General features: G+C 74.1%; 20 protein-coding genes and 1 pseudogene. 9 read left to right on the top strand and 12 right to left on the bottom strand.

The features are described from left to right. Nucleotides 1-239: 239 nt before the first annotated feature. Genes AC0IVP_RS15350 through AC0IVP_RS15340 form a run of 3 tightly spaced genes read right to left on the bottom strand, consistent with a single transcriptional unit; the run spans nt 240 to nt 4639 of the window. A complete protein-coding gene (locus AC0IVP_RS15350; protein WP_235565010.1) occupies nt 240-1049 on the bottom strand; it encodes a sirohydrochlorin chelatase in 810 nt (269 codons plus the stop codon). Continuing rightward, on the bottom strand, nt 1046-1807 hold the full coding sequence (locus AC0IVP_RS15345; RefSeq protein WP_471757626.1) for an SDR family oxidoreductase: 762 nt from the start codon (nt 1805-1807) through the stop codon (nt 1046-1048). The genes AC0IVP_RS15350 and AC0IVP_RS15345 overlap by 4 nt, the downstream gene beginning before the upstream one ends. Nucleotides 1808-1813: 6 nt before the next feature. After that, nucleotides 1814-4639 (bottom strand): aconitate hydratase, encoded by a 2826-nt coding sequence (locus AC0IVP_RS15340; protein ID WP_471757624.1) that lies wholly within the window; start codon nt 4637-4639, stop codon nt 1814-1816. 195 nt (nt 4640-4834) lie between these two features. On the opposite strand from AC0IVP_RS15340, the gene AC0IVP_RS15335 reads away from it, so the two are divergent. The 6 genes from AC0IVP_RS15335 to AC0IVP_RS15310 all read left to right on the top strand — a co-directional run bounded on the left by AC0IVP_RS15335 (nt 4835) and on the right by AC0IVP_RS15310 (nt 12348). Beyond that, entirely contained in the window at nt 4835-5821 is a 987-nt protein-coding gene (locus AC0IVP_RS15335) for a phosphatase PAP2 family protein (protein WP_471757622.1), read from the top strand. A gap of 31 nt (nt 5822-5852) precedes the next feature. Further along, nucleotides 5853-7391, top strand: a complete 1539-nt coding sequence (locus tag AC0IVP_RS15330; RefSeq protein WP_471757620.1) for an AMP-binding protein — start codon at nt 5853-5855, stop codon at nt 7389-7391. Between the two features lie 176 nt (nt 7392-7567). Beyond that, nucleotides 7568-8959 carry a C40 family peptidase gene (locus tag AC0IVP_RS15325; RefSeq protein ID WP_235565009.1) on the top strand — a complete coding sequence of 464 codons (1392 nt, stop codon included), beginning with the start codon at nt 7568-7570 and terminating at the stop codon, nt 8957-8959. Between the two features lie 262 nt (nt 8960-9221). Beyond that, nucleotides 9222-10433, top strand: a complete 1212-nt coding sequence (locus AC0IVP_RS15320; protein WP_471757618.1) for an AAA family ATPase — start codon at nt 9222-9224, stop codon at nt 10431-10433. A gap of 41 nt (nt 10434-10474) precedes the next feature. Beyond that, the gene (locus tag AC0IVP_RS15315) at nt 10475-11395 is read left to right on the top strand and encodes a DUF58 domain-containing protein (protein ID WP_235565008.1); all 921 of its coding nucleotides are present in this window, start codon (nt 10475-10477) and stop codon (nt 11393-11395) included. Then, nucleotides 11392-12348, top strand: coding sequence for a VWA domain-containing protein (locus AC0IVP_RS15310; RefSeq protein WP_471757616.1), 957 nt, complete (start codon nt 11392-11394; stop codon nt 12346-12348). The genes AC0IVP_RS15315 and AC0IVP_RS15310 overlap by 4 nt, the downstream gene beginning before the upstream one ends. Before the next feature lie 46 nt (nt 12349-12394). On the opposite strand, the gene AC0IVP_RS15305 is transcribed toward AC0IVP_RS15310, so the two are convergent. Together AC0IVP_RS15305 and AC0IVP_RS15300 are read right to left on the bottom strand one after the other, a co-directional pair. Next, on the bottom strand, nt 12395-13366 hold the full coding sequence (locus tag AC0IVP_RS15305) for a quinone oxidoreductase family protein (protein ID WP_056300828.1): 972 nt from the start codon (nt 13364-13366) through the stop codon (nt 12395-12397). Between the two features lie 321 nt (nt 13367-13687). After that, nucleotides 13688-14251 carry a helix-turn-helix domain-containing protein gene (locus AC0IVP_RS15300; RefSeq protein ID WP_471757614.1) on the bottom strand — a complete coding sequence of 188 codons (564 nt, stop codon included), beginning with the start codon at nt 14249-14251 and terminating at the stop codon, nt 13688-13690. A 40-nt stretch (nt 14252-14291) separates the two neighbouring features. Between AC0IVP_RS15300 and AC0IVP_RS15295 the strand changes: the two genes are divergently transcribed. Next, nucleotides 14292-14819 (top strand): GNAT family N-acetyltransferase, encoded by a 528-nt coding sequence (locus AC0IVP_RS15295; RefSeq protein WP_471757612.1) that lies wholly within the window; start codon nt 14292-14294, stop codon nt 14817-14819. A gap of 99 nt (nt 14820-14918) precedes the next feature. Here AC0IVP_RS15295 and AC0IVP_RS15290 read toward each other — a convergent pair whose 3' ends face one another. The 7 genes from AC0IVP_RS15290 to AC0IVP_RS15260 form a co-directional block, all read right to left on the bottom strand. Next, on the bottom strand, nt 14919-15971 hold the full coding sequence (locus tag AC0IVP_RS15290) for an aldo/keto reductase (RefSeq protein ID WP_471757610.1): 1053 nt from the start codon (nt 15969-15971) through the stop codon (nt 14919-14921). 106 nt (nt 15972-16077) lie between these two features. Continuing rightward, nucleotides 16078-16959: a LysR family transcriptional regulator gene (locus AC0IVP_RS15285; RefSeq protein ID WP_471757608.1), complete on the bottom strand. Its 882-nt coding sequence runs from the start codon at nt 16957-16959 to the stop codon at nt 16078-16080. A gap of 313 nt (nt 16960-17272) precedes the next feature. Then, nucleotides 17273-17731, bottom strand: coding sequence for a DIP1984 family protein (locus tag AC0IVP_RS15280; RefSeq protein ID WP_471757606.1), 459 nt, complete (start codon nt 17729-17731; stop codon nt 17273-17275). Between the two features lie 43 nt (nt 17732-17774). Beyond that, nucleotides 17775-19076 (bottom strand): ABC transporter permease, encoded by a 1302-nt coding sequence (locus tag AC0IVP_RS15275; RefSeq protein ID WP_471757604.1) that lies wholly within the window; start codon nt 19074-19076, stop codon nt 17775-17777. After that, nucleotides 19073-19795: an ABC transporter ATP-binding protein gene (locus AC0IVP_RS15270; RefSeq protein ID WP_056300818.1), complete on the bottom strand. Its 723-nt coding sequence runs from the start codon at nt 19793-19795 to the stop codon at nt 19073-19075. Before AC0IVP_RS15270 ends, AC0IVP_RS15275 begins: the two co-directional genes overlap by 4 nt. Continuing rightward, a complete protein-coding gene (locus AC0IVP_RS15265) occupies nt 19792-21327 on the bottom strand; it encodes an efflux RND transporter periplasmic adaptor subunit (protein WP_471757602.1) in 1536 nt (511 codons plus the stop codon). Before AC0IVP_RS15265 ends, AC0IVP_RS15270 begins: the two co-directional genes overlap by 4 nt. 4 nt (nt 21328-21331) lie before the next feature. Beyond that, the gene (locus AC0IVP_RS15260) at nt 21332-22324 is read right to left on the bottom strand and encodes a hypothetical protein (RefSeq protein ID WP_471757600.1); all 993 of its coding nucleotides are present in this window, start codon (nt 22322-22324) and stop codon (nt 21332-21334) included. A gap of 289 nt (nt 22325-22613) precedes the next feature. On the opposite strand from AC0IVP_RS15260, the gene AC0IVP_RS15255 reads away from it, so the two are divergent. Both AC0IVP_RS15255 and AC0IVP_RS15250 read left to right on the top strand, forming a co-directional pair. Continuing rightward, on the top strand, nt 22614-23366 hold the full coding sequence (locus AC0IVP_RS15255; protein WP_082557259.1) for a class I SAM-dependent methyltransferase: 753 nt from the start codon (nt 22614-22616) through the stop codon (nt 23364-23366). Nucleotides 23367-23472: 106 nt separating this feature from the next. Beyond that, a pseudogene (locus tag AC0IVP_RS15250) lies at nt 23473-23714 on the top strand (GAF domain-containing protein); the annotation flags it as partial.

The raw sequence follows: 23714 nt of genomic DNA, 5'->3' as shown, positions 1-23714 counted from the left end.
GACCGCTCGATGTCACATCGAGCAGCCCTTGCTCGGCACGAGACCGCTCGATGTCACATCGAGCAGCCCTTGCTCGGCACGAGACCGCTCGATGTCACATCGAGCGGCTCCTCGCCGGCGCCGGACCCCTCGATGTGACATCGGGAGCTCGCTGCGCCCTGGCCGGGCTGGGGTCCGGGGGGAGGAGTCCGGGCGCGCACGGGCGCCGGTGGTCACTCGGTGACCGGGGCCGTGCGGGCTCAGGTGTCGACGTCGTCCGGGCCGGGCCAGAAGTCCAGCGTCTCGACCCGGTTGGGCGAGCCGGGGCGGCGGGCCTCGGCGTCGGCCTGCAGGCGGGCGGTCTCCAGGGCGGCGTCGTAGCGGTCCAACAGCACCGCGGCGATGCGCTCGTCGGGCAGCAGGGGAGCGGTGACGTCGTCGGCCCCCGCGCCGCTGACCTTGTCGTGGAAGTGGCCGGGCGCCAGCAGGTAGGCGGCGATGACGACCCGCTGGGCACCGGCGGCGCGGGCGGCGGCGATCGCGTCGGGCACGGTCGGCTGCGCGGCCGAGCCGTAACCGGTGGTGACCGGCCCGGCCCAGGAGCGCTGCAGCAGGTCGGCGGTGTCCTCGACGTCGGCGGTGGCCCGGGCGTCGCTGGACCCGGCGGCCGCGACGACGACGGCGGTGGTCGGGTCCTCGGCGTCCGCGCCGATCTCGGCCAGCCGGGTCAGCAGCACCTCGACCAGCCGCAGGTCCGGGCCCAGTGGCCGGGCGGCCAGGGTGCCCGGGTGGGCCTGGACGGCACCGGCGATGTCGACGTGCACGTGGAAGCCGCCGGACAGCAGCACCGGCACCACCACGGCCGGGGTGCCCTCGGTGGCCAGCCCCGCGACGACGTCCACGACGGTGGGCGGCTGGACGTCGACGAAGGCGGCCGTGGTCCGCAGCTCCGGGCGCAGCGCCCGGGCGCCCAGGGCCAGCTCGGCGATCAGCCGGCGCCCGGTCGGGTTGCGGGTGCCGTGCGCGCACGCCACGAGCACGTGGCCCGCGGCCACGGGTGTCTCGCTCACAAGGCCCTCGTGACGCCGCCGTCGACGGGGATCATCACGCCGGTCAGGTAGCTGGCGGCCGGGGACAGTGCGAACGCGGCCACCCGCCCGAACTCCTCGGGGCGGCCGACCCGGCGCAGCGGGATGCCGGCCTCGGTGCGGGCCCGCATGGCCGCGGCGTCGCCGGAGGCGGCCTCGATGTCGGTGATCCGGTCGGTGGCGATGGTGCCAGGCAGCAGGCCGAAGACCCGGATGCCGCGGGGTCCGAGCTCGTCGGCCAGCGCCTTGGCGGTCATGGCCAGGCCCGGGCGCAGGCCGTTGGAGATGGCGAGGTGACCGATGGGCTGGCGGACCGAGGTGGACAGCACCAGGCCGATCGCGGCACCCTCGCCCAGGACCGGGACCAGGGCCTTGACCAGCCGGATGGTGCCCAGCAGGACGGAGTCGACGGCGTCGCGCCAGTCGGCCTCGTCGGTGTCCAGGACCGAGCCGGGCTTCGGGCCGCCGACGGAGACCAGCGCCCCGTCGACCCGCTCGAGCTCGGCGACGGCCGCCGTCACCAGGTCCTGCGCCGACGCGGGGTCGGCCAGGTCGGCGGTGCGGCCGTGCGCCGCCGGCGCCCCACCGAGGGAGGCGACGGCGGCGTCGACGGAGTCACCGGAACGCGAGCTGACCAGCACCCGCGCCCCGTCGTCGACCAGGGCCCGGGCGGTCGCGAACCCCAGCCCCCGGCTCGCGCCGGTGAGCAGGTAGCCGCGACCGCCCAGACCCAGGTCCACGGTGGATCAGGCCGGGACGGACCCGCGGAGGGAGCGCAGCACGTACTGCATGATCCCGCCGTTGCGGTAGTAGTTCGCCTCGCCGGGGGTGTCGATGCGGACCTTGGCGTCGAACTCCACGCCACCGGCCACCACCTTCACCGTGCGCGGGGTCGACCCGTCGTTCAGCCCGGTGATGCCGGTGATCGTGAACTCCTCGTCACCGGTCAGGCCGAGGGACTCCCGGGTCTGGCCCTCGGGGTACTGCAGCGGCAGCACGCCCATGCCGATGAGGTTGGAGCGGTGGATGCGCTCGTAGCTCTCGGCGATGACGGCCTTGACGCCCAGCAGCGCGGTGCCCTTGGCGGCCCAGTCACGCGAGGACCCGGAGCCGTACTCCTTGCCCGCGAGCACCACCAGCGGCACGCCGGCGTCGATGTAGGCGCGCGAGGCGTCGTAGATCGTCGTCGTCTCACCCGTCAGGTGGTTCTTGGTGACGCCGCCCTCGGTGCCGGGCACCAGCTGGTTGCGCAGCCGGATGTTGGCGAAGGTGCCGCGGATCATGACCTCGTGGTTCCCGCGGCGCGAGCCGTAGGAGTTGAAGTCACGACGCTCGATGCCGTGCTCGGCCAGGTACGTCCCGGCGGGGGAGTCGGCCTTGATCGAACCGGCCGGGGAGATGTGGTCGGTGGTGACCGAGTCGCCCAGGACGGCCAGCGTGCGGGCCCCGGTGATGTCCTCAACGGGGGTCGGCTCGGCCGGCATCCCGTCGAAGTACGGGGGCTTGCGCACGTAGGTGCTCTCGGCGTCCCAGTCGAAGGTCTTGCCCTCGGGGGTGGGCAGCGAGCGCCACTGCTCGTCACCGGCGAAGACGTCGGCGTAGTCCTCGACGAACATCTCCTTGGTGATCGACTCGTCGATCGTGCGCTGCACGTCCAGCGGCGAGGGCCAGATGTCGCGCAGGAACACGTCGTTGCCGTCGTGGTCCTGGCCCAGCGGGTCGTTGTTCAGGTCGACGTCCATGGAGCCGGCCAGCGCGTAGGCGATGACCAGCGGCGGGGACGCCAGGTAGTTCATCTTGACGTCGGGGTTGATCCGGCCCTCGAAGTTGCGGTTGCCCGACAGCACCGAGACGACGGCCAGGTCGGCCTCGTTGACCGCCTCGCTGATCGCGGGGGGCAGCGGCCCGGAGTTGCCGATGCAGGTCACGCAGCCGTAGCCGACCAGGTAGAAGCCGAGCTTCTCCAGGTACGGGGTGAGCTGGGCCTTCTCGTAGTAGTCCATGACGACCTTGGACCCCGGCGCCAGCGTGGTCTTGACCCACGGCTTGCTGGTCAGCCCGCGCTCGACGGCGTTCTTCGCGAGCAGTGCGGCGCCGATCATCACCGAGGGGTTCGAGGTGTTGGTGCACGAGGTGATCGAGGCGATCGTGACGTGACCGTGGTCGACGTAGGTCTCGGTGCCGTCCTCGAGCACCACGCGGGTGGGCTTGGAGGCGCGGTCGGGTACCCGGTCGGGGACGACGGTGTGCGGCTCGGCGCCGTTGTTGCCGTTGGAGCCGGCGGACACCGGGTCGGAGGCGGGGAAGGTCTCCTCGACGCCCTCGTCGTTGGTCGAGGCCGCGGTGGGGGCGTCGTCGGGGTCGCTGTCGCCGTGCCCGGCGTAGGTCGGGAGGACCTCGCGGAAGGCGGCCTTGGCGTCGGAGAGCTGCACGCGGTCCTGCGGGCGCTTCGGGCCGGCGATCGAGGGCACGATCGTGGCCAGGTCCAGCTCGAGGTACTCGGAGAAGACCGGCTCGCGGGTCTCGTCGTGCCACAGGCCCTGGGTCTTGGCGTAGGCCTCGACCAGGGCGACCTGGGCGTCGCTGCGGCCGGTGAGCTGCAGGTAGCGGATCGTCTCGCCGTCGATCGGGAAGATGGCCGCGGTCGAGCCGAACTCCGGGCTCATGTTGCCGATGGTGGCGCGGTTGGCCAGCGGGACGGCGGAGACACCGGCGCCGTAGAACTCCACGAACTTCCCGACGACGCCGTGCTTGCGCAGCATCTCGGTGATCGTGAGGACCAGGTCGGTGGCGGTGGCGCCGTCCGGGAGCTGGCCGGTGAGCTTGAAGCCGACGACGCGGGGGATCAGCATCGACACCGGCTGGCCGAGCATCGCGGCCTCGGCCTCGATGCCGCCGACGCCCCAGCCCAGCACGCCCAGGCCGTTGACCATGGTGGTGTGCGAGTCGGTGCCCACGCAGGTGTCGGGGTAGGCCAGCGTGCGGTCGCCCTCCTGGCGGGGGAAGACCACGCGGGCCAGGTGCTCGATGTTGACCTGGTGGACGATGCCGGTGCCCGGGGGGACGACCTTGAAGTCGTCGAAGGCGCCCTGGCCCCAGCGGAGGAACTGGTAGCGCTCGCCGTTGCGCTGGTACTCGATCTCGACGTTGCGCTCGAAGGACTCGGGGGTCCCGAACACGTCGGAGATGACGGAGTGGTCGATGACCAGCTCGGCCGGTGCCAGCGGGTTGATCTTCGTCGGGTCGCCGCCCAGGTCGGCCATGGCCTCGCGCATGGTGGCCAGGTCGACGATGCAGGGCACGCCGGTGAAGTCCTGCATGACCACGCGGGCCGGGGTGAACTGGATCTCCTGGTCGGGCTCGGCCGAGGGGTCCCAGTTCGCGATCGCCCGCACGTGGTCGGCGGTGATGTCGGCGCCGTCCTCGGTGCGGAGCAGGTTCTCCAGCAGGATCTTGAGGCTGAAGGGGAGCTTGTCGGCCCCCTCCACCGCGTCGAGCCGGAAGATGTCGTAGTCCGTGCCGTCGACGCTCAGCGTCGACCGTGCTCCGAAGCTGTCCTTGCTGGCTGCCACTGCTTGCGCCTCACCCTCGCTGGTCCCATCGCGCTCTGAGCACCCCCGATCATCCCAGCTCCCGCTGACGCGTGCGGAGTGAGGCAACCCTTGCCACATGGTGCGTGACCGCGCTCACGGGACGGCTGGGGCACAGGTGGCCCGCTCGCGCGCCGGGACCGCCGTCCCGGGCACTCCGCCACCTACCTTCCCGCCATGACGGCGACGGTGGTGGGGACCCCCGCCGTCCCCGCACCAGCGGCCGGGCTGCCGGATCGGGGTCGCGCACTGCGGGCCGTCCTGGCGACGGCACACCTGGGTGCGCTGCTGGTGGTCGTGACGTGGCAGGGCCTGCCCACCGACCGGCTCAGCGTGCTGCTGTGGGTGCTGGCGGGGCTGGCCTGCCGGTGCGCGGGCCGGGGTCGGCGCGCCGCGGTCCGGCTGCTCGCCGACTGGGTGCCGCTGGGCGCGGTGCTGCTGCTCTACGACGCCAGCCGGGGCATCGCGGACGGCCTGGGCGCCCCGGTGCACCTCACCGAGCCGGCCGCCGTCGACACCGCGCTGTTCGGCGTCGTCCCCACGGTGTGGCTGCAGGCGCACCTGACCGCGCCGGGCTGGCTGGCCGTGGCGGTGACGCTGGTCTACGCCTCGCACTTCGGCCTCACGCCGCTGGTGCTGGCGGTGCTGTGGCTGCGGGACCGGGCGCGGTGGGCCCGGTACGCGCGGACGGTGGTCGGCCTGTCCGTGGCCGGGCTGGTCACCTACGTGCTCTACCCGGCCGCGCCGCCGTGGCTGGCCGCCCGGGAGGGTGTGATCGGCGAGGTCGCCCGGCGCAGCGGCGACGGCTGGGCCGAGCTGGGGCTGCCCCGGGCCGGGGCGCTGCTGCACGCCGGGCAGGGCGCGGTGAACCCGGTGGCCGCGGTGCCCTCGCTGCACACCGCCTTCGCCGTCCTGGTCTGCCTGGTCGGCTGGTCGTGGGCCCGGCGGCGCTGGCAGCGGGTGCTGCTGGTGGCCTACGCGCTGGCGATGCCCGTGGCGCTGGTCTGGTCGGGGGAGCACTACGTCGTCGACACGCTGCTCGGTGCGGCCTACGCGGTGGCGGTGTGGCGGGCGGTCCCGGTGCTGGAGGGGGTTGCGTCCGGCGTGCAACGGCGACGGTCCCTCCCGGGCGCTAGCGTGACGCCGACCACTCTCCGCGGCTGACCCCGGTCGGCCCCGACCCCACGGAGCCGGCATGCGCGTCCCCCTCACCACCCGCGACTTCCTCGAGCGCGCGGAGCTCGTCTACGGCGACCGGATCGGGATCGTGGACGAGCCGCAGCAGCCCGCGGACTCCCTCGGCGAGCTGACCTACCGCGAGGTCGCCCGCCGGGCGCGGGCCGTCGGCGCCGGGCTGGACGCCCTCGGGGTGGGCGAGGGGGAGCGGGTGGCCGTGGTCAGCCACAACTCCGCCCGCGTGCTGGAGCTGCTCTACGGGGTGCCCAGCTCGGGGCGGGTGCTGGTGCCGGTCAACTTCCGGCTCTCGGCCGAGGAGGTCTCCTACATCGTCGAGCACTCGGGGGCGAAGGTGCTGCTGGTGGACCCCGAGCTGGAGCCCGCGCTGAAGGGCGTCACCGCCGAGCACCGCCTGCTCACCGGCGAGGAGTACGAGCAGGGCCTGCTGCGCTTCGACACCGAGCCGCGGCCCTGGGCCGAGCCCGACGAGGACGCCACCGCCACCGTCAACTACACCTCGGGGACGACGGCCCGCCCCAAGGGCGTGCAGATGACCCACCGCAACATCTGGACCAACGCCGTCGTCTTCGGCATGCACATGCAGGTCAGCGACCGCGACGTCTACCTGCACACGCTGCCGATGTTCCACTGCAACGGCTGGGGGCTGCCCTACTCGATGGCCGGCGTCGGGGCCCGCCAGGTGCCGATCCGCAAGATCGACGGCGCCGAGATCCTGCGCCGCGTGCAGCAGCACGGCGTCACGATGATGGCCGGGGCCCCCGCGGTGTGGAACGCAGTCCTGGACGCCGCCGCCGAGTGGGACGGCGAGGTGCCCGGCCGCGACCAGGTGCGCATCGTCGTCGCCGGCGCCCCGCCGCCCTCGCGGACCATCGCCCGGGTCGAGGAGGAGCTGGGCTGGGAGTTCAACCAGATCTACGGCCTCACCGAGACCGCGCCGCTGCTGACGGTCAACCGCCCGCGCGCCGAGTACGACGACCTGGAGCCCATCGAGCGGGCCAGGGCGCTGTCCCGGGCCGGCGTCCCGGCGCTGGGCACCCGGATGCGCACCAGTGAGTCCGGTGAGGTGCTCGCGCAGTCCAACACCGTGCTGGCCGGCTACTGGGAGAACCCGGACGCCAGCGCCGAGGCGTTGGAGGGCGGCTGGTTCCACACCGGGGACGGCGGCACCATCGACGAGGGCGGCTACCTCACCATCTCCGACCGCAAGAAGGACGTGATCATCACCGGCGGGGAGAACGTCTCCTCGATCGAGGTCGAGGACGCGGTCTTCAGCCACCCGGCCGTCGCCGAGGTCGCCGTCATCGGCGTGCCCGACGACAAGTGGGGCGAGATGGTCACCGCGCTGGTCGTCCTCACCGAGGGGGAGACGGTCACCGAGGCCGACCTCATCGCGCACTGCCGGACCCGGTTGGCCGGCTACAAGCTGCCCAAGCGGGTCGAGTTCCGGGACGGCATCCCGCGGACGGCGACCGGCAAGATCCAGAAGTTCAAGCTGCGCCAGGCCTTCTGGGAGGGCTCCGAGCGCTCCGTGAACTGACGCCGTAGCCCACCGCCTCCCCCCATGGGGGGAGGCGGTGTCAAGACACGCCGAGCCACCGTCGATGGACCGCGTGGCACCACTGCAACCGGTGGTGTCCCGTGGTCGAGAGCGTCCGCGGTGCGCACCGCTCAGGCGGCGCCACCGTGGACCGGTGGTGGAAGAGGTCGTCAGGCGTGCAGACGAAGGTGCAGGGAGTCCTCCGGGGCAGTCGTGGACAGCGGTGGTCGGCCCGGTCGGCCGCGGTGCTGCTGGCCGCCGCGGTCACCGTCGGGTTCGCCCCGGGTCTGGCCCAGGCCACCCCGACCAACCCCACCGACGGCGAGATCGCCGCCGCGCAGTCCGCCCAGGAGCAGGCCGCCGCCGAGGTCGGGGCCATCTCGGCCCAGCTGGCCGCGGCCCAGGTCGCCGCGGACACCGCCCACCAGCAGGCGCAGATCGCCCTGCAGGACTACGAGGACAAGCAGACCGCCGCGCAGGCCGCCCAGGCCGAGGCCGACGCCGCGTCCGCCGCCGAGGACGCCGCCGTCGCGGCCGTCGGTGTCGGCCAGGACGACGTCGACAGCTTCGCCCGCACCAGTTACATGAACGGCAGCACCACCCCCGGGGTCGCCAGCCTGATGACGTCGGGCAGCCCGGCCGAGCTGATCGAGCGGGCCGCCCTGCTCGAGGCCGCCGGCAGCCACCGCTCCGACGTCCTGGTCGAGCTCACCGAGCTGCAGGCCCAGGCCACCGCGGCCGAGGAGCAGGCCGAGCAGACTCTCACCGCCGCCACCGACCTGCAGGCCCAGGCCGAGGCGTCGCTGGCCACCGCCCAGACCCAGGAGAGCGCCGCCCGCTCACAGGCCGACGGCCTCGCCGGCCAGCAGGCCGGTCTCCAGGCCCAGCTGCAGTCCGCCCAGCAGGAGCTCTACGGCCTGCAGGGTGCCCGCGAGGTGGCCCGTCAGCAGGCCGCTGCCGCTGCCGCCGCGGCTGCCGCCGTCCCCACCCGGACCCGTTCCACCCCGGCCGCCGCACCGGCCGCGCCGTCCGCGACGACCAGCAGCCGCCCGGCGACGTCCTCCGGTGGCGGCTCGTCGTCCCGCCCGGCCCCGGCCCCCGCGCCGGCGCCCGCTCCGGCCCCGTCCGGTGGGAACGCCGGGGCGCCGTCCCAGTCCACGGCCCAGGCCGCCATCGCGGCCGCCCGCACCCAGCTGGGTCTGCCCTACTCCTGGGGCGGTGGCGGTGCGAACGGCCCGAGCTACGGCATCCCGCCGGACACCGCGGTCTACGGCTTCGACTGCTCCGGGCTCACCGAGTACGCCTACGCCCGCGCCGGCATCCGGATCGGCGGCACCAGCCGCGACCAGTGGTGGAACAACCGCAACAAGCAGGTCGACGCCTCGTCGCTGCAGGCCGGCGATCTCCTGTTCTGGGGATCGGGCTCGGCTTACACCTCGATCTACCACGTGGCCCTCTACATCGGCGGCGGCCAGATGATCGAGGCCCCCACGAGCGGCCAGGACGTCAAGGTCAGCAACGTGCGGTACGGCGCCGACTACTACGGGGCGGTCCGTCCCAGCGCCTGAGACAGGGGCAGGAACGCGAGAGGCCGGTGTCGGGGTTCCGACACCGGCCTCTCGTGCGTTGGGGCGTCGGGCAGCCACGGGGGGAGCTGCCCGACGCGTGGACCACGGTAGCAGCCCCGGGGCTGCTGGGACACCAGGGACGACGCGACGTGTGGACGGCCGTCGACGGGGCTGCTCCGCGGTGCGGCCGCGCACAGCTCGGTGGGGGACACTGGCGGGTGCACCAGCACGGCCCAGCCACCAGCCCGGACCAGGGAGCCACGTGACCAGCGCTGCCAGCAGCCAGCCCGCCTCACCCGCCCAGCAGCACACCCCGCCCTCGACCGACGCGGCGCTGCTCGAGCGGGTCCTCTTCGAGGTCAAGCGGGTCATCGTGGGCCAGGACCGGCTCGTCGAGCGGATGCTCGTGGGGCTGCTCGCTCGCGGCCACGTGCTGCTGGAGGGCGTGCCCGGGGTGGCCAAGACCCTGGCGGTCGAGACGCTGGCGACCGCGGTCGGCGGCTCGTTCGCCCGCCTGCAGTTCACTCCCGACCTGGTGCCCGCCGACATCATCGGCACCCGCATCTACAAGGCCGGGCAGGACGCCTTCGACACCGAGCTGGGCCCGGTGTTCGCCAACTTCGTGCTGACCGACGAGATCAACCGCGCGCCGGCCAAGGTGCAGTCGGCGCTGCTGGAGGTCATGGCCGAGCGCCAGGTGTCCATCGGCGGCGTGACCCACCCGCTGCCCGACCCCTTCCTGGTGCTGGCCACCCAGAACCCGATCGAGAGCGAGGGCGTCTACCAGCTGCCCGAGGCCCAGCGGGACCGCTTCCTGATGAAGGTGCTGGTGGACTACCCCAGCCCCGAGGAGGAGCGCGAGATCGTCTACCGGATGGGTGCCAACCCGCCGCACGCCGAGACGGTGCTGGGCCCCGACGACCTCCGCCGGTTGCAGCGCACGGCCTCCGGGGTCTTCGTGCACCACGCGCTGGTCGACTACGTCGTCCGGCTGGTCGTGGCCACCCGCACGCCGCGCGAGCACGGCATGCCCGACGTCGCCAACTGGGTCACCTACGGCGCCAGCCCGCGCGCCACGCTGGGCCTGGTGGCGGCCAGCCGGGCGCTCGCGCTGGTCCGCGGCCGGGACTACGTCCTCCCGCAGGACGTCCTGGACATCACCGCCGACGTGCTCCGCCACCGGCTGGTGCTGTCCTACGACGCGCTCGCCGACGGCGTGCCGGCCGACCACGTGGTCAAGCGCATCGTGCAGAGCGTGCCGCTGCCCCAGGTCACCCCGCGCCAGCGCGCCGGCGGCTTCGGGCCGGGCAGTCCCGGCGGGCCGGTCGTGCCCGGCAGCGGCGGCCCGCAGCAGCAGTGGGGCGGCCCGCAGGGTCCCCAGCAGCAGGGTCCGCCTCAGCAGGGTCCGCCGCAGGGTCCGCCGCAGGGGCCGCAGCAGGGACCGCAGGGCGGCTTCGGACCGCAGTCCGCGTGATCGGACGTCGTCGGGGCTCGGGGGAGCCGACCGCCCTGCCCGTGCCACCGGCCCCCGAGCCGGACCACACCAACGCCGACGTGCTGCTGCGCCGGCTGGAGCTGACGGTGCGGCGGCGGCTGGACGGCCTGCTGCAGGGCGACCACCTGGGCCTGGTCCCGGGCTCGGGCACCGAGGCCGGCGACTCCCGCTCCTACCACCCCGGGGACGACGTCCGCCGGATGGACTGGTTCGTGACCGCCCGCACCCAGTCGCCGTACGTACGGGAGACCATCGCCGACCGCGAGCTGGAGACCTGGGTGGTGCTGGACCTGTCCGCGTCGCTGGACTTCGGCACCGCGGACATGGAGAAGCGCGACCTGGCGATCGCCGGGCTGTCGGCGGTCAGCCACCTGACGGTGCGCGACGGCAACCGGCTGGGCGCGATCGTGACCACCGGCGAGCGCGTCGACCGGTACCCGGCGCTGCCCGGCAGGCTGGCCGCCGACCGGATGCTCCGCCAGGTGGTGCGCACCCCGCGCGCCGCCGGGGGACGACGCGGTGACCTGGCCGCGGCGCTGGAGTCGCTGCGCCGTCCGCCCCGTCGTCGCGGGCTGGTCTGCGTGGTCTCGGACTTCCTGGGCGACGCCGACTGGGAGCGCCCGTTGCGGGGACTGTCGACCCGGCACGAGCTGCTGGCCATCGAGGTGGTCGACCCGCGCGAGCTGGAGCTGGCCGACGTCGGCCTGCTGACCGTCGTGGACCCCGAGACCGGGCAGACCCTGGAGGTGCCCACCGGCAACGCGGAGGTGCGCCGCCGGTTCGCCGAGGGCGCCGCCGCCCAGCGCCGGCAGATCGCCACGACGCTGCGCCGGGTCGGCGCCGGCCACCTGCAGCTGCGCACCGACCGGGACTGGGTGACCGACGTCGTCCGCTTCGTCGCCGACCGGCGTCGGGCCGGGGCCGGGGGTGCCTCGCGATGAGCTTCCAGTCCCCGTGGTGGCTGCTGGCGCTGCTGGCCGTCGTCGCGCTGGCCGTGTTCTACGTGGTGCTGCAGCGGCGTCGGCAGAAGTACGCGGCGCGGTTCACCAACGTCGCGATGCTCGGCTCGCTGGTGCCCAAGCGGCCCGGGTGGCGCCGGCACCTGGCCTTCGGTCTGGTGACACTGGCCCTGGGTGCGTTCGTGCTGTCGCTGGCCCAGCCCTCCACCGAGGTGCGGGTGCCGCGGGAGCGGGCGACGGTGATCATGGCCGTCGACGTCTCGCTGTCGATGCAGGCCACCGATGTGGAGCCCAGCCGGTTCGAGGCGATGCAGACCGCGGCCGCGGAGTTCGCGACCGTCCTGCCCGAGCGGATCAACCTGGGGCTGGTGGCCTTCTCCGGCACCGCCAGCACGCTGGTGAGCCCCACCACCGACCGGGAGGCGGTGACGGCGGCGATCGGCAACCTGGAGCTGTCGGAGGCCACCGCGATCGGCGACGCCGTCTTCACCTCGCTGACCGCGGTGCAGAACTTCCAGTCGACGCTGGAGGAGGCGGGGGAGTCCGCGCCGCCGGCCCGCGTCGTGCTGCTGTCCGACGGCTACTCCACGGTGGGCCGGGACGTCAGCTCGGCCGTGGACTCGGCGGTCGCCGCCGAGGTGCCGGTGTCCACGATCGCGTTCGGCACCGACTTCGGGACCGTGGAGATCGAGGGCCAGTCGCAGCCGGTGCCGGTCGACCGGGCCACCCTGGAGCAGATCGCCGACGCCACCGGTGGCAGCTACTCCGAGGCCGCGAGCGCCTCCGAGCTGGAGCAGGTCTACGCCGACATCGGCAGCCAGATCGGCTACACCACCGAGCCGCAGGACATCAGCCCCTGGTTCGTGCGCGGGGGAGTGCTCTTCGCGTTCCTGGGCGTGGTGCTGTCCCTGCTGTGGACCAACCGCCTGCTGTAGCACTCACCGTGGACCAGCTGAGCTGGTCCACGGTGGGAGGAGGCCCTCAGCGGCGGGGGTCCAGGCTGAGCTTGCCGGTGGTGCGGCGGGCCAGGATGTCCTGGTGCGCCTCGCGGACGGCGGACAGCGGGTAGCGGCCGCCGCTGATCGGCTCCAGCGTCCCGGCGTCGACCATGGCGAGCAGGTCGGTCATCGCCGCGTCGAGCATCTCCGGGCGCGCCATGCAGTGCGCCAGCCAGAACCCGATGACGGCGCGGGACTTCTGCATCAGCGCCGGGGCCTGGACCGGTGCGGCCGGGGTCCGGGCGGCCATGCCGTAGGCCACCAGCCGGCCGAAGGGCGCCAGCGCGTGCAGCGAGCCGTCGAACACGGTGCCGCCGGTCATCTCCAGGACGACGTCCACGGGCTTGCCGCCGTTGGCCTCGCGCAGCGCGGCGGTGAAGGTCTTCGGGTCGTCGTCGGCCAGCGCCGGGTCGACGGTGGCGTCGGCGCCGAGCCGCTCGGCCAGGGCGCGCTTGTCCGGGCTGGAGGCGGTGGCGATGACCCGGCCAGCGCCCCACTGCCTGGCCAGCTGCACGGCCAGTGACCCGACCCCGCCCGCGCCGGCGATGACGACGACGGACTCCCCGGCGGCCAGGTGCGCGCTGGTGCGCAGCAGGTGCCAGGCGGTGGTGCCCTGCAGGACGAGGGCCAGGGCCTGCTCGTCGGTGACGCCGTCCGGGACCGCCCAGGACAGCCGGTCGACCGCGGCGACGCGCTCGGCGTAGCCGCCGCCGTCCAGCAGCCCGACGACGCGCTGCCCGCCGCCGACCGGGGTGCCGACGAACTCCGCGCCCGGCACCAGCGGCAGGGTCTGCGCGGCCAGGTAGGAGTTCTCCACCTGGTGGGTGTCGGCGTAGTTCACCCCCGCCGCGGACACCTCGTGGAGGGTCTGGCCCTCGCCGGGGGTGGGGTCGGGGAGGTCGACGACGTCGAGGACCTCGGGGCCGCCGAAGCGGGTGATCTGGACTGCACGCATGGGCAGAGGCTAGGGCCCACCGAGGACACCGGACTCGGCGCAACCCGGGTGGACGAATGCGCCGATCGGCGTCGAACACCCTCAGCCGGGTGCGTGGTCGCCGTACGACGGGGGCACCCGCTCACCTGCCTCGCTCGAGCCCCTGGGACGACCCGGTCACGGGGGCACCGCCGCGTCGGGGAACGGCGAGCGGGACCGCGCCCCCTCGGGCAGACGTCCGGGCCGGCGGGGTCGCAGTCGCCGGCGACGACCCTGATCGCACCGCGCCGGGCGTCGCTCCGGTCCTGGCCTCAGCGGGAGGGGAGGGCCGGTCGGTCGGGATCAGGCGGTGCGGTGTGGGTGCGGGAAGCTGGTGAAGGAGAAGACGACGGGTTGGGCGTCGGCCGGTGCGTCGGCCCGATCCGAGCGCAGGTCCTCCAGCAACCCCCGCACCCCGTCGATGACGTCACGCAGTTCTCCCGGGGTGACCTGCAGGGTCAGCCGGTGTGACCCGGACACCTGCTGCCAGGCATCAGGCAGGTCGGGGAGGTCTTCGAGGTGCTCCTGTCGCAGCTGCTCGGTCCGTTCCTCGAGCAGCTGACCGACGGCTGCTGCTGCCGTCGCGGCTGCGGGCGACCCCTGGCCCGACAGGTCGAAGCGCTGGGCGGTGGCACGCCACGGCCTCGTGCGCGCGTCCCCGTCACCCGGCACGCGCTCCACCAGTCCGGCCCGCGCCAGGGCGCGCAGGTGCCACGAGCAGTTGGACGGGGTCAGTCCGACGACCTCGGCGCACTGCGTGGCGGTCTGCGGCCCGTGGTCGGTCAGGTGGCTGAACAGGGCGAAGCGGGCGGGGGCCCCCAACGCCGCCAGCGCCTCCGCGCCCACGGTGGAAGAGGCCCGCTGCATCCCAGGATCTGAAGCCACTGCTTCATGCAAGCGTCCGTTCATGAAGGAATCGCTTCACACCTGCGCCCGTGTGCGCCCGGCCCACGTGGACGACGACGCGGCCCTGGCGGAGTTGGACGCGTCCGCGTGGCCGCTGGAGCTCCAGGTCGTCCCGCCGCGACCCGCCCACGAAGCGTTCTTCGGCGGCCGCCGCCTCGTCGAGGACGTGCTGGTGGCCACGGCCGGGGGTGACGTCGCGGGGTACGCGCACCTGGCCCGTCATCTCCCGGTGTCGGCCAACGCGCACGTCCTGCACCTCAACGCCCTCGTCGTGGAGCCGGCTCACCGCGGGCTCGGTCTGGGGTCGGCCCTGCTGCACGCGGCGTTGGTCGAGGCGCAGCGGCGGGGGGTCCGCAAGCTCGGTCTGCGTGTGCTGTCCACCAACGCCGCGGCGCACGCCCTCTACGGCCGCGCCGGGTTCGAGGAGGAAGGGCGGCTGCGCGAGGAGATCCGACTGCCCGGCGGGACGCTGGCGGACGACGTGTGGATGGCGTGCTGGCTGGATGCTCGAACTCCATCGAGCCGGTGAGGGTCCGGCCCTCGCCGAGGGAGGGCCCTGGGGTCGCGTGCCGTTCCCGGTCGTGACCGGGGCCGGCCCGCAGGCCCCGGTCACGCCGTCACCGACCGGTCAGCCGGTGTGCCGGGCGAGCAGGCTCAGGTCGGCGGGGGACAGCCGGTCGGCGGCCGTGCTGGCCTGGTGCCAGTAGGGGTAGAGCAGAGGCGGCTGGCTCGCCTGGTCCAGGCGCTGGACCTCCTCGGCGTCCAGGCGCACCTCGGCGGCCGCCAGGTTCTCCCGGAGCTGGTCGGTGGTGCGGGCACCCACGATGACCGAGGTGACCCCCGGCTTGGCCAGCGTCCAGGCCAGGGCGACCTGTGCGGCCGGGATCCCGCGGGCCTCGGCGATCTCCACGATCACCTCGACGGTGTCGTACAGCCCGTCCTGGTCGTAGACCGGGGGCTCGTTCCACTCCTGCAGCTGCCGCGAGCCGGCCGGTGCCTGCTGGCCGCGCCGGTACTTGCCCGACAGCAGACCGCCGGCCAGCGGGCTCCACACCAGGACCCCGAGCCCCTGGTCCAGGGTGGCCGGGACCAGCTCGTACTCCGCCTCCCGTGCCTGCAGCGAGTAGTAGATCTGCTGGCTGACCGGCCGGGGCAGGCCGAGGCGCTCGGTGACACCGACGGCCTTCATCAGGTGCCACGCCGAGTAGTTGGAGATCCCGACGTAGCGGACCTTGCCGGCGTCGACGAGCAGGCGCAGCGCCTCGAACGTCTCCTCCAGCGGGGTCAGACCGTCCCACTGGTGCAGCTGGTAGAGGTCGATGTGGTCGGTGCCCAGCCGGCGCAGGCTGGCCTCGCAGCCGCGCACCACGTGATGGCGGGACAGCCCCGAGTCGTTCGGGCCCTCGCCCATCGGGAAGCGGACCTTGGTGGCCAGCAGGAGGTCGTCGCGCCGCCCGCTGACGGCCTGACCGACGATCTCCTCCGACAGTCCGTCGGAGTACACGTCCGCGGTGTCGATGAGGTTGACCCCGGCCTCCAGACAGAGGTCGATCTGCTCGCGGGCCTCGTCGACCTGCGCGTTGCCCACCTTGGCGAACTTGCCGCCACCGCCGAAGCCCATCGTGCCCAGGGTGATCGTCGAGACCCTCAGGCCCGAGGCGCCCAGCTGTCGGTACTCCATGGTCGTCCTCCGTCGTCGTGGTGTCGTGCTGACCCGGGAGGAGTCTCGGTGACGGAGAACCAGGAGTCCAACAGCTGGATCAGCGGACACCCAGAACCAGCAGCGATCAGTCGAGTGGGCGGCCCAGACGTGCGGCAGTGTGCGCACGCAGCGCGCGGGCGGCCGGGCTGGGCCGGTCGTTGGTGACGACGGCGACCGTCCAGGTCGGCATCGGCTGGCCGATCGGGTGGGCGACCAGGCTGTCGGCACGCTTGCGGGCGATCGACCGGGGCACCACGGCGACGGCGAGGTCCTCCCCGATGAGGTCCAGCAGGGTGTGCACGTCGTTGACCTCCCAGGCGACCCGGTGGTCCTCGCCGACGGCGGCGAACGCACGGTGGGTGAGCACCCGCGATGCCGCACCGGGGGAGAAGTCGGCCAGCGGCAGCGCCACGAGGTCGGTGAGCGTGACCCCGGTGGGGAGCTGGCGTCCCGGGTGGGCGAGCACGACCAGTTCCTCGGTCCCCAGCGGCTCCACGAGCACCCCCGCCGGCGCCGGACCCGTCACCACGGTGAAGGCGACGTCGAGCTGCCCCCGGGCCACCTGCTCCACCAGCGCCTCGGACCCCCCGATGAGCAGGCTCATCGCAATGGCCGGGTGGGCCCGGCTGAACGCGGCGAGGTCCGCGGCCAGGTGGACCACCCCGGGGCAGGACTCCGAGCCCACCGCCACCCGGCCACCCATCAACCCCGACACGGCCTCGACCGCCCCGCGGGCGGACTCCGCGCTCGCGACCGTGCGCTCGGCCTCGGGGACCAGGGCCTGGCCGGCCGCGGTCAGGGTGACCCGCCGGGTGGTGCGGGTGAACAGGTCGGCCCCCAGCTCGGTCTCCAGGGACCGCACCGAGGCCGAGAGCCCCGACTGGGAGATGTGCAGGACGTCGGCGGCCCGGGTGAAGTTCCGCTCGGCGGCCACGGCCAGGAAGTGTTCGAGTTGCCGGAGCTCCACGGCGGCACCCTAGGGCCGTGCCGACGACCGGGGAGCTGGCGGTCCCCGGGAACGGGGCGCCGCTCCCGGAGGGGGCCGTCGCGGGAGACCCCTGCCCCACCCTCACCGCAGGGACCGGCACGTGGTGGTGAGTCGTGCTGCGTGCACTGTCGGTGGTGCGTCGTGCTGGGCTGCGTCGTGCTCCGGAGAGTCGAACTCCGAGGCTGCCCCCCACCTGCCAGCAGTGGTCCGGATGCCCGCCGGACCGTCGGGTCCGTGCCCGCTCCCCTGTGGCTACCGGCTCCCGCGACGGCCGGGCCAGTGTAGGAGCCGGTCAGTCCAGCAGGTCGTGGGTCCAGTTGGCCTGCTGCACCCGGACGTCGAGCTCGCGCAGCTCCCGGGCGACGTCGTCGGCGCGGGCGCGCAGCTCGCGCACCGGCAGCGTGGTCAGCTGCCGCAGCTCGCTGCGCAGGTGCCGGAAGCCCTCGCCGCCCGCAGCGTCGGCCGCCCCGACCAGCAGGCCGTGCCGCAGGCGCAGCACGTCGCGGCGGGCCAGCACGTCGGTCATCGTGCCGTCGGCACCCAGGTCGACGGCGGCGTTGGTCCGGTTGATCCGGGTGATCCAGACCTCCAGCTCGTCGAGCACGCTCTCGGCCTCGGCGAGCAGCTCCGCGGCGTCCTCGGTGGGCTCGGTGCCCTCCTGGTGGTGGGCGTTGGCCGCGATCCGGGCCCGCAGCTGGTGGACCTTGCGCTGGGCCTCGGCCCGCAGGGTCAGTGCCTCAGCGATCTCCACGCCCCGACCCTACGGGCGTCGAGGGCCCGGACGGGGGGCGCGGTCAGGTGCCCCCGCGCAGGGCGTCGACCGGCTCGATCCGGGCCGCCCGGCGGGCCGGCAGGCCCCCGGCGACGAGGCCCAGCACGGCTCCCAGCAGGGCTCCGCCGACGGCCACCCAGGGGTCCAGCACCGGGGTCCAGCCGCGGGCCAGCGAGATGCCGACGACGGAGAACACCCCGAGCGAGGCGCCGATCAGCCCCCCGAGCAGACCGACGACGACGGACTCGGCCATGAACTGGCCCGCGATCTGCCGGCTGGTGGCACCCACCGCGCGGCGCAGCCCGATCTCCCCGGTCCGCTCGACCACCGACAGCATCGTCACGTTGGCGATGCCGACTCCGCCGGCCAGCAGCACGACGACCGACAGGATGACGAACACCCCGTTCACGTCGGCCTGGACGTCCTCGCCGAGGTCGGAACGGCCGCGGGGCGCGCTGACCTCCAGGCTCTCCGGGTCGTCGGGGGCCAGCGCCAGCGGGGCCTGCTCGGACAGCTGCGGTCCGGCGCCGATCGCGATGCGGGCCTGGGCGTCGCCCGGCGTGGTGAGCCCCAGGTCGGCGCGCGCCGTCCCGGTGGGCAGGACGACGGCGTTGAGCAGCTCGGCGCGGGCGGCGTAGGAGTCGACGACCCCCAGCACCGTGTAGGGGATGCCGTCGATGAACACCGAGGGCTGGGTGTCCACCCGCTGCACGCCCAGCCGCTCGGCGGCCCGGGAGCCGAGCACCGCGACCCGGTCGCCCCGCGCGTCGTGACCGCGGTCGAAGAACCGGCCGGTGGCCACGTGCCCGCCCAGGGTGTCCAGCAGCTCCTCCGACGCGGCGTACACCGGCGGTGCGGCGACCGGTGCCTGCGAGGGGTCGTTGACCGGGACGGCGGTGATGGTCACCTCGGGCAGCGACACCTCGGCCAGCAGGGCCGCGGACTCGACGCCGGCCAGCCGCTCCAGCCGTGCCGGGGCGTCCCAGGGCAGCACCCCGGCGGCGACGGTCGTGCCGCCGGTGGTGTCCGCCGTCGCCGGGGTGACCGACAGCTGGGTGGCCGCGGTGGCGTCGAACTGCTGGGCGATCTGACCGGCCGCGGTCTGGGCGAAGCCGATGGTGGCGATGAGCGCGGCGATCCCCAGCACCGTCCCGATGATCGTGGTGACCAGCCGGCCGGGGCGGGACCCGATGTCGGCGGTGGCCTCGCCCAGCAGGTCGCTGAACCGGAACCGGTCGGCCGGTGCGACGGCGCGCAGCGGTGTGGTCGCCGGCCCGGCCGCGTCGCCGCGACGCCCACCGCGGCGTCCACGGAGTCCCCTCACGCGGCGCTGCTGACGCGGCCGTCGGCCAGCCGGATGCGGCGGTGTGCCCGGCGGGCGACGCCGTCGTCGTGGGTGATGACGACGAGGGTCAGGCCGTCGTCGTTGAGCTCCTCGAACAGCGCCATGATCTCCGCGCTGGTGGCCTGGTCCAGGTTGCCGGTGGGCTCGTCGGCCAGCAGCACGCGCGGCCGGGTGGCCACCGCGCGGGCCACCGCGACCCGCTGGCGCTCCCCGCCGGACAGCGTGCCGGGTTGGAACCCCAGCCGATGGCCCAGGCCGACCCGCTCCAGCGCCTCCCGGGCTCGGGGCTCCCGCTCGGCCCGCGGGGTGCCGGCGTACAGCATCGGCAGCAGCACGTTCTCCAGCACCGTCCGCCGGGACATCAGGTGGAAGGCCTGGAAGACGAAGCCCAGCTGCCGGGCTCGGACAGCGGCGCGCTCGTCCTCGCCCAGGCCACTGGTGAGCACCCCGCCGAGCCGGTACTCACCGACCGTGGGCCGATCCAGCAGGCCCAGGATGTTCAGCATCGTGGACTTGCCGGAACCGCTGGGGCCGATGATCGAGACGTACTCGCCGTCGGCGACGGAGACGTTGACGCCCTTGAGCGCCTGGACCTCGGGCGGGCCGGGGAAGGACCGGGTGACGTCGCGCAGCTCGATCGCCGGCTCCGGCGCGCCGGCCGGGAGTGGTGCGGTGGTGGCCGCCGGGCTGGCGGTCACCGGCCCGCGACGACGAGGTCGCCCTCGCCGAGGTCGCCGTCGGTGGGCCGGACCTCGACGGCGCCGTCGGCGGCCAGGCCGGTCTCGACCACGACCAGCCGGGTCTGGGCCTGTGCGCCCGCGCGCGGGTCGCCGTCGACGACCTCGACCCGGGACTCCCCGCCCGGCCCGGCGCTCAGCGCGGCCAGCGGCACCGACAGCACGTCGCCCTCGGTCGCCCCGACCGGGATCGACACCCGGACGTTGGTGCCCTGCAGCTCGGTGACCTGCTCGGGGGTCAGCGGCCCCGGTGCCAGCAGCACCGTCCAGCGGGCCTCGCCGTCGGCACCGGGCTCGACGCTGCTGATCGTCGCCGGAGCCTCGGTCCCGTCGGGCAGGTCGAAGGTCGCCGGCTGCCCGGCGACCAGCAACCGGGCGTCGGCCTCGGCGGCGGTGCCGCTGAGTGCCAGGGTCGCCCCCGAGACCGTCATCGCGGCCCCGTCCAGGACCTTCCCGCGCTCGGCGGCGACGGCGTCGACCCGGCGGGGGAGCTGGGTCAGGTAGAGCACCTCGCCGGCGGGCAGGGAGGGCAGTGCCTCCTGCTGGGCGCGGGTGAGGTCGGTGCGGGCCTGGGTGAGCTGGCCCTGCGCGGCGGTGAGCGCGGCCCGCTGGGCGGTGGTGTCCTTGGGCGCGTTCAGCGCCTGGCGCTGGAGCTGGGCCAGGGTCAGTGCGTCGCGGAGCCCACCGATCGCCACGCCGTCGTCGGGGGTGGCGGCCAGGGCGGCGTCCAGCTCGCGGCGGGCGGCGGCGACCGCGTTGTCGGCCTCCTGCACCTGCACCGCCGTCGGGCCGCCCTGGGCCGAGCTGACCTCCGCCTGGGCGGCGGAGACGGCCTGCTCGGCGGCCCGGACGCCCTCCTGCGCGCCGTCCTCGTCGGAGGGGACCGGGTAGCCGGCCTGGGCGTACAGGGAGGTGACGGCGGCGGCGGCGGTCTGGTCGAAGACGTTGCTGGCCGGGTCGCCGGCGTCCAGGCCCACGGCCCGCATCGCCTCCTTGAACTGGACGACGTCGGGGCCCGAGACGCCGAAGCGCAGCGTGCGGTAGGCCGGCAGCTCACCGGGCAGCACCACGACGGGCCGGCCGGCGACCTCGAGGGCGACGCCCAGCGGGCCCAGCTCGGCACCCACCTCGGGGACCTGCCCGGTGACCACCGCCGGCCCGGAGATCGAGGAGGTGTCGATGGTGACCTCGACGGAGTCGGCGTAGCCGACCTCGCCGCGGATGGTGACGTCGTTGCTCAGCGGGCCGAACCCCACCGGCACGGTGACCAGGCCAGGGCTCGGGACCTGCGCCGAGGCGTCGTCCGGGGCCACCACGAACCGGCCCACGAGCAGCCCGGCGACCAGGGCGACCACGGCGACGGCCGCGGTCACCCAGAGCGCTCGGTTGCGGCGCACCAGGGTCGGCAGTGCGCCGAGCCGGGCCCGCAGCCGCGCTGCTGGCGAGGCGCGGGGGGCGGGGTCCCCGGGCGGGGCGGGGGTCTCCTCCGGCACCGGCTCAGTCCTGCTCGGAGGCGGCGACGAGCGCGTCGAGCTCGGCCTGGTGGTCGCTGATGAACTGCTCCTCGGCGACGCGGGTGACCTCCGCCGACCGGTCCCGGTAGTCGGTCTCCTCGCGGCAGTCCAGGTCGACGAGGGCGAGTTCGACCTCCTCCTCGGCCAGCGCGTCGGTGGCGGCCGGGTCGAGCTCACCGCTGCCGTCCTCGGAGACGGGCATCTCCTCGTAGAGGGCGTTCATGTCGTCGTAGACCGAGTTCTGCGCGTCGGCCTGCGTGGTGAACCCGGTCTTGCCGGCGGCGTCCATGCACGCGGCCCACTCGGCGTCCAGGTCGGACATCTCGGGGGAGGACTGGGTGTCCTCGTAGAGGGCGTTGATCGCGTCGAAGAGCGGCTTGAACTCCTCGGACTGGCTCGGGTCGTCCCCGGACACCTGGTGCTGGGCGGCGCCCTGGCAGCCGGCGGTCTGCCAGTCGTAGTCGAAGGACCCGTCCTCGGAGATCTCGTCCTCGTCGGGGCCCGGCCCGTACAGCGCCTCGTTGAACGCCGCCTGCTCGGACTCCGACAGCGTGGCGAGGTAGTCGCCGTTGGGGTCCACGTACTCCTCGGTGGGCTGCGCCGGGTCGTTGAAGGGGGAGTTGACGGCGCCGTAACCCCACTGGGCGACCCAGTCGCGGTCCTCGGGCTCGTACTCGATGTCTTCTCCGCTGGTGAAGCCGCCGCTCTGGGTGTCCGGGCTGTACTCGAAACCCTCGTCCTGCATGCACTGTGCGACCAGTTCCTCGGTCTGAGCCTGCTGCTCGGCGAACTGGCGCTCCTGCTCGTCGGGGGACAGGTCGCCGCCGTAGACGGCGCTCAGGTAATCCGACAGGGGCGACGTCTGCTCGGCGGGCGCGCCGGACGCGTCGTCGTCCCCCGAGCCGGAGCACCCGGCCAGCAGCACGGCGAGCACGGTGGCGGCGGACAGGACGGCGGGACCTCGCAAGACGCGCACGGTTCTCCTTCTCAGACGGCGGTGAGCCAGACCCTAGGGCCCGCGGAGGCCGTGTGGCGTCATCCCGGGGGCGGATTGCGAGGCCGTTGGTATCAGATCCCGGACGGACATCGCCGCAGGTCGGAGCCCAAACGATCCCATGCCGTATCGCAGCAGACGCATGTGAGCCGCGTGGTCCACCCGCGACCGGCGCGTGCGGTCCTGGCACCCCGCTCGCAGCGTCGGCGGCGCCTGGGACGAGGGGTGGCGGTGTCTCGTCCGCGGGACGCGCCGGCCCTACGGTCGGGGCATGACAGCAGCAGACGCACCAGGCCGTCCGGGGTGGCTGCTGGACCAGGTCGCCAGCGCGGGCCGGGAGAACCTCGACGCCGGGCACGTCGCGCGCTACGACGCCATCGAGGACGCCGCCCCCGACCGTGAGGTGGCGCTGCTGCAGCGCTGGGGCATGGACGGCGATTCGGTGGTCGTGGAGCTCGGCACGGGCACCGGTCAGTTCGCGCTCGCGGCGGCGCGGGTGTGCGGGCGGGTGGTCGCCGTCGACGTCTCCCCGGTGATGATCGCCGAGCTGGAGGCCAAGCTGAGGCGGTCCGGGCTGGAGAACGTCACCGTCGTGCAGGCCGGGTTCCTGGACTACCAGCACCAGGGTCCGCCGGCCGACGTCGTCTACAGCCGGTACGCGATGCACCACCTGCCCGACTTCTGGAAGGGCGTCGCACTGGCCCGCATCCGGGACGCCCTGCGCCCCGGCGGGGTGCTCCGGGTCTGGGACGTCGTCTGGTCCTTCGAGGTGCACGAGGCCGAGGAGCGGCTGGAGGCGTGGTGCGCCACCGGCGGTCCCGACGGCGGCGACGGGTGGAGTCGCGCGGACTTCGAGGAGCACGTCCGCGACGAGCACTCGACGTTCACCTGGCTGTTCGAGGCTCTCGCGGAGCGGGCCGGCCTGGTGCTGGAGACCGCGGAGTACTCCGCCGACGGGGTGTTCGCCGAGTACGTCTTCTCCCGCCCGGATGGGCCCGTTCCGGAAACGGCTGATTCAGACTGATCCGGTGTTCAACCACCGCTTCAGTGGCTGGCTGGGCCGCCGAAGGGAGAGACAGGAGACGGTCGAAGCCGCGGCCCGCGCTCCGTACAGCCCCTGGAGGGCCCACGTGCGATCCGCCCTGTCCCGTTCCCACGCCGCCGCCCGCGCGGCCGCCCTCACCGCCGACGCGGAGGCCGACGTCGATGCGGTGACGTCGGTGGTGTCGGCGTTGGCGGGTGTCTCGTCCAGCCAGGAGGCGGTGCGGGCTGCGTTGTCCGCTGTCCGTGAGGGGTTCGGGTGGGCCTACGGGTCGCACTGGGTCCTCGATCCGGCCGATGGGCTGTTGCACTTCTCCTCGGAGTCGGGGTC

It is taken from the genome of Klenkia sp. AC732 (assembly GCF_979256525.1).
Note: the sequence above shows the minus strand (reverse complement) of the source record. Positions and strands in the feature narration are given on the sequence as shown.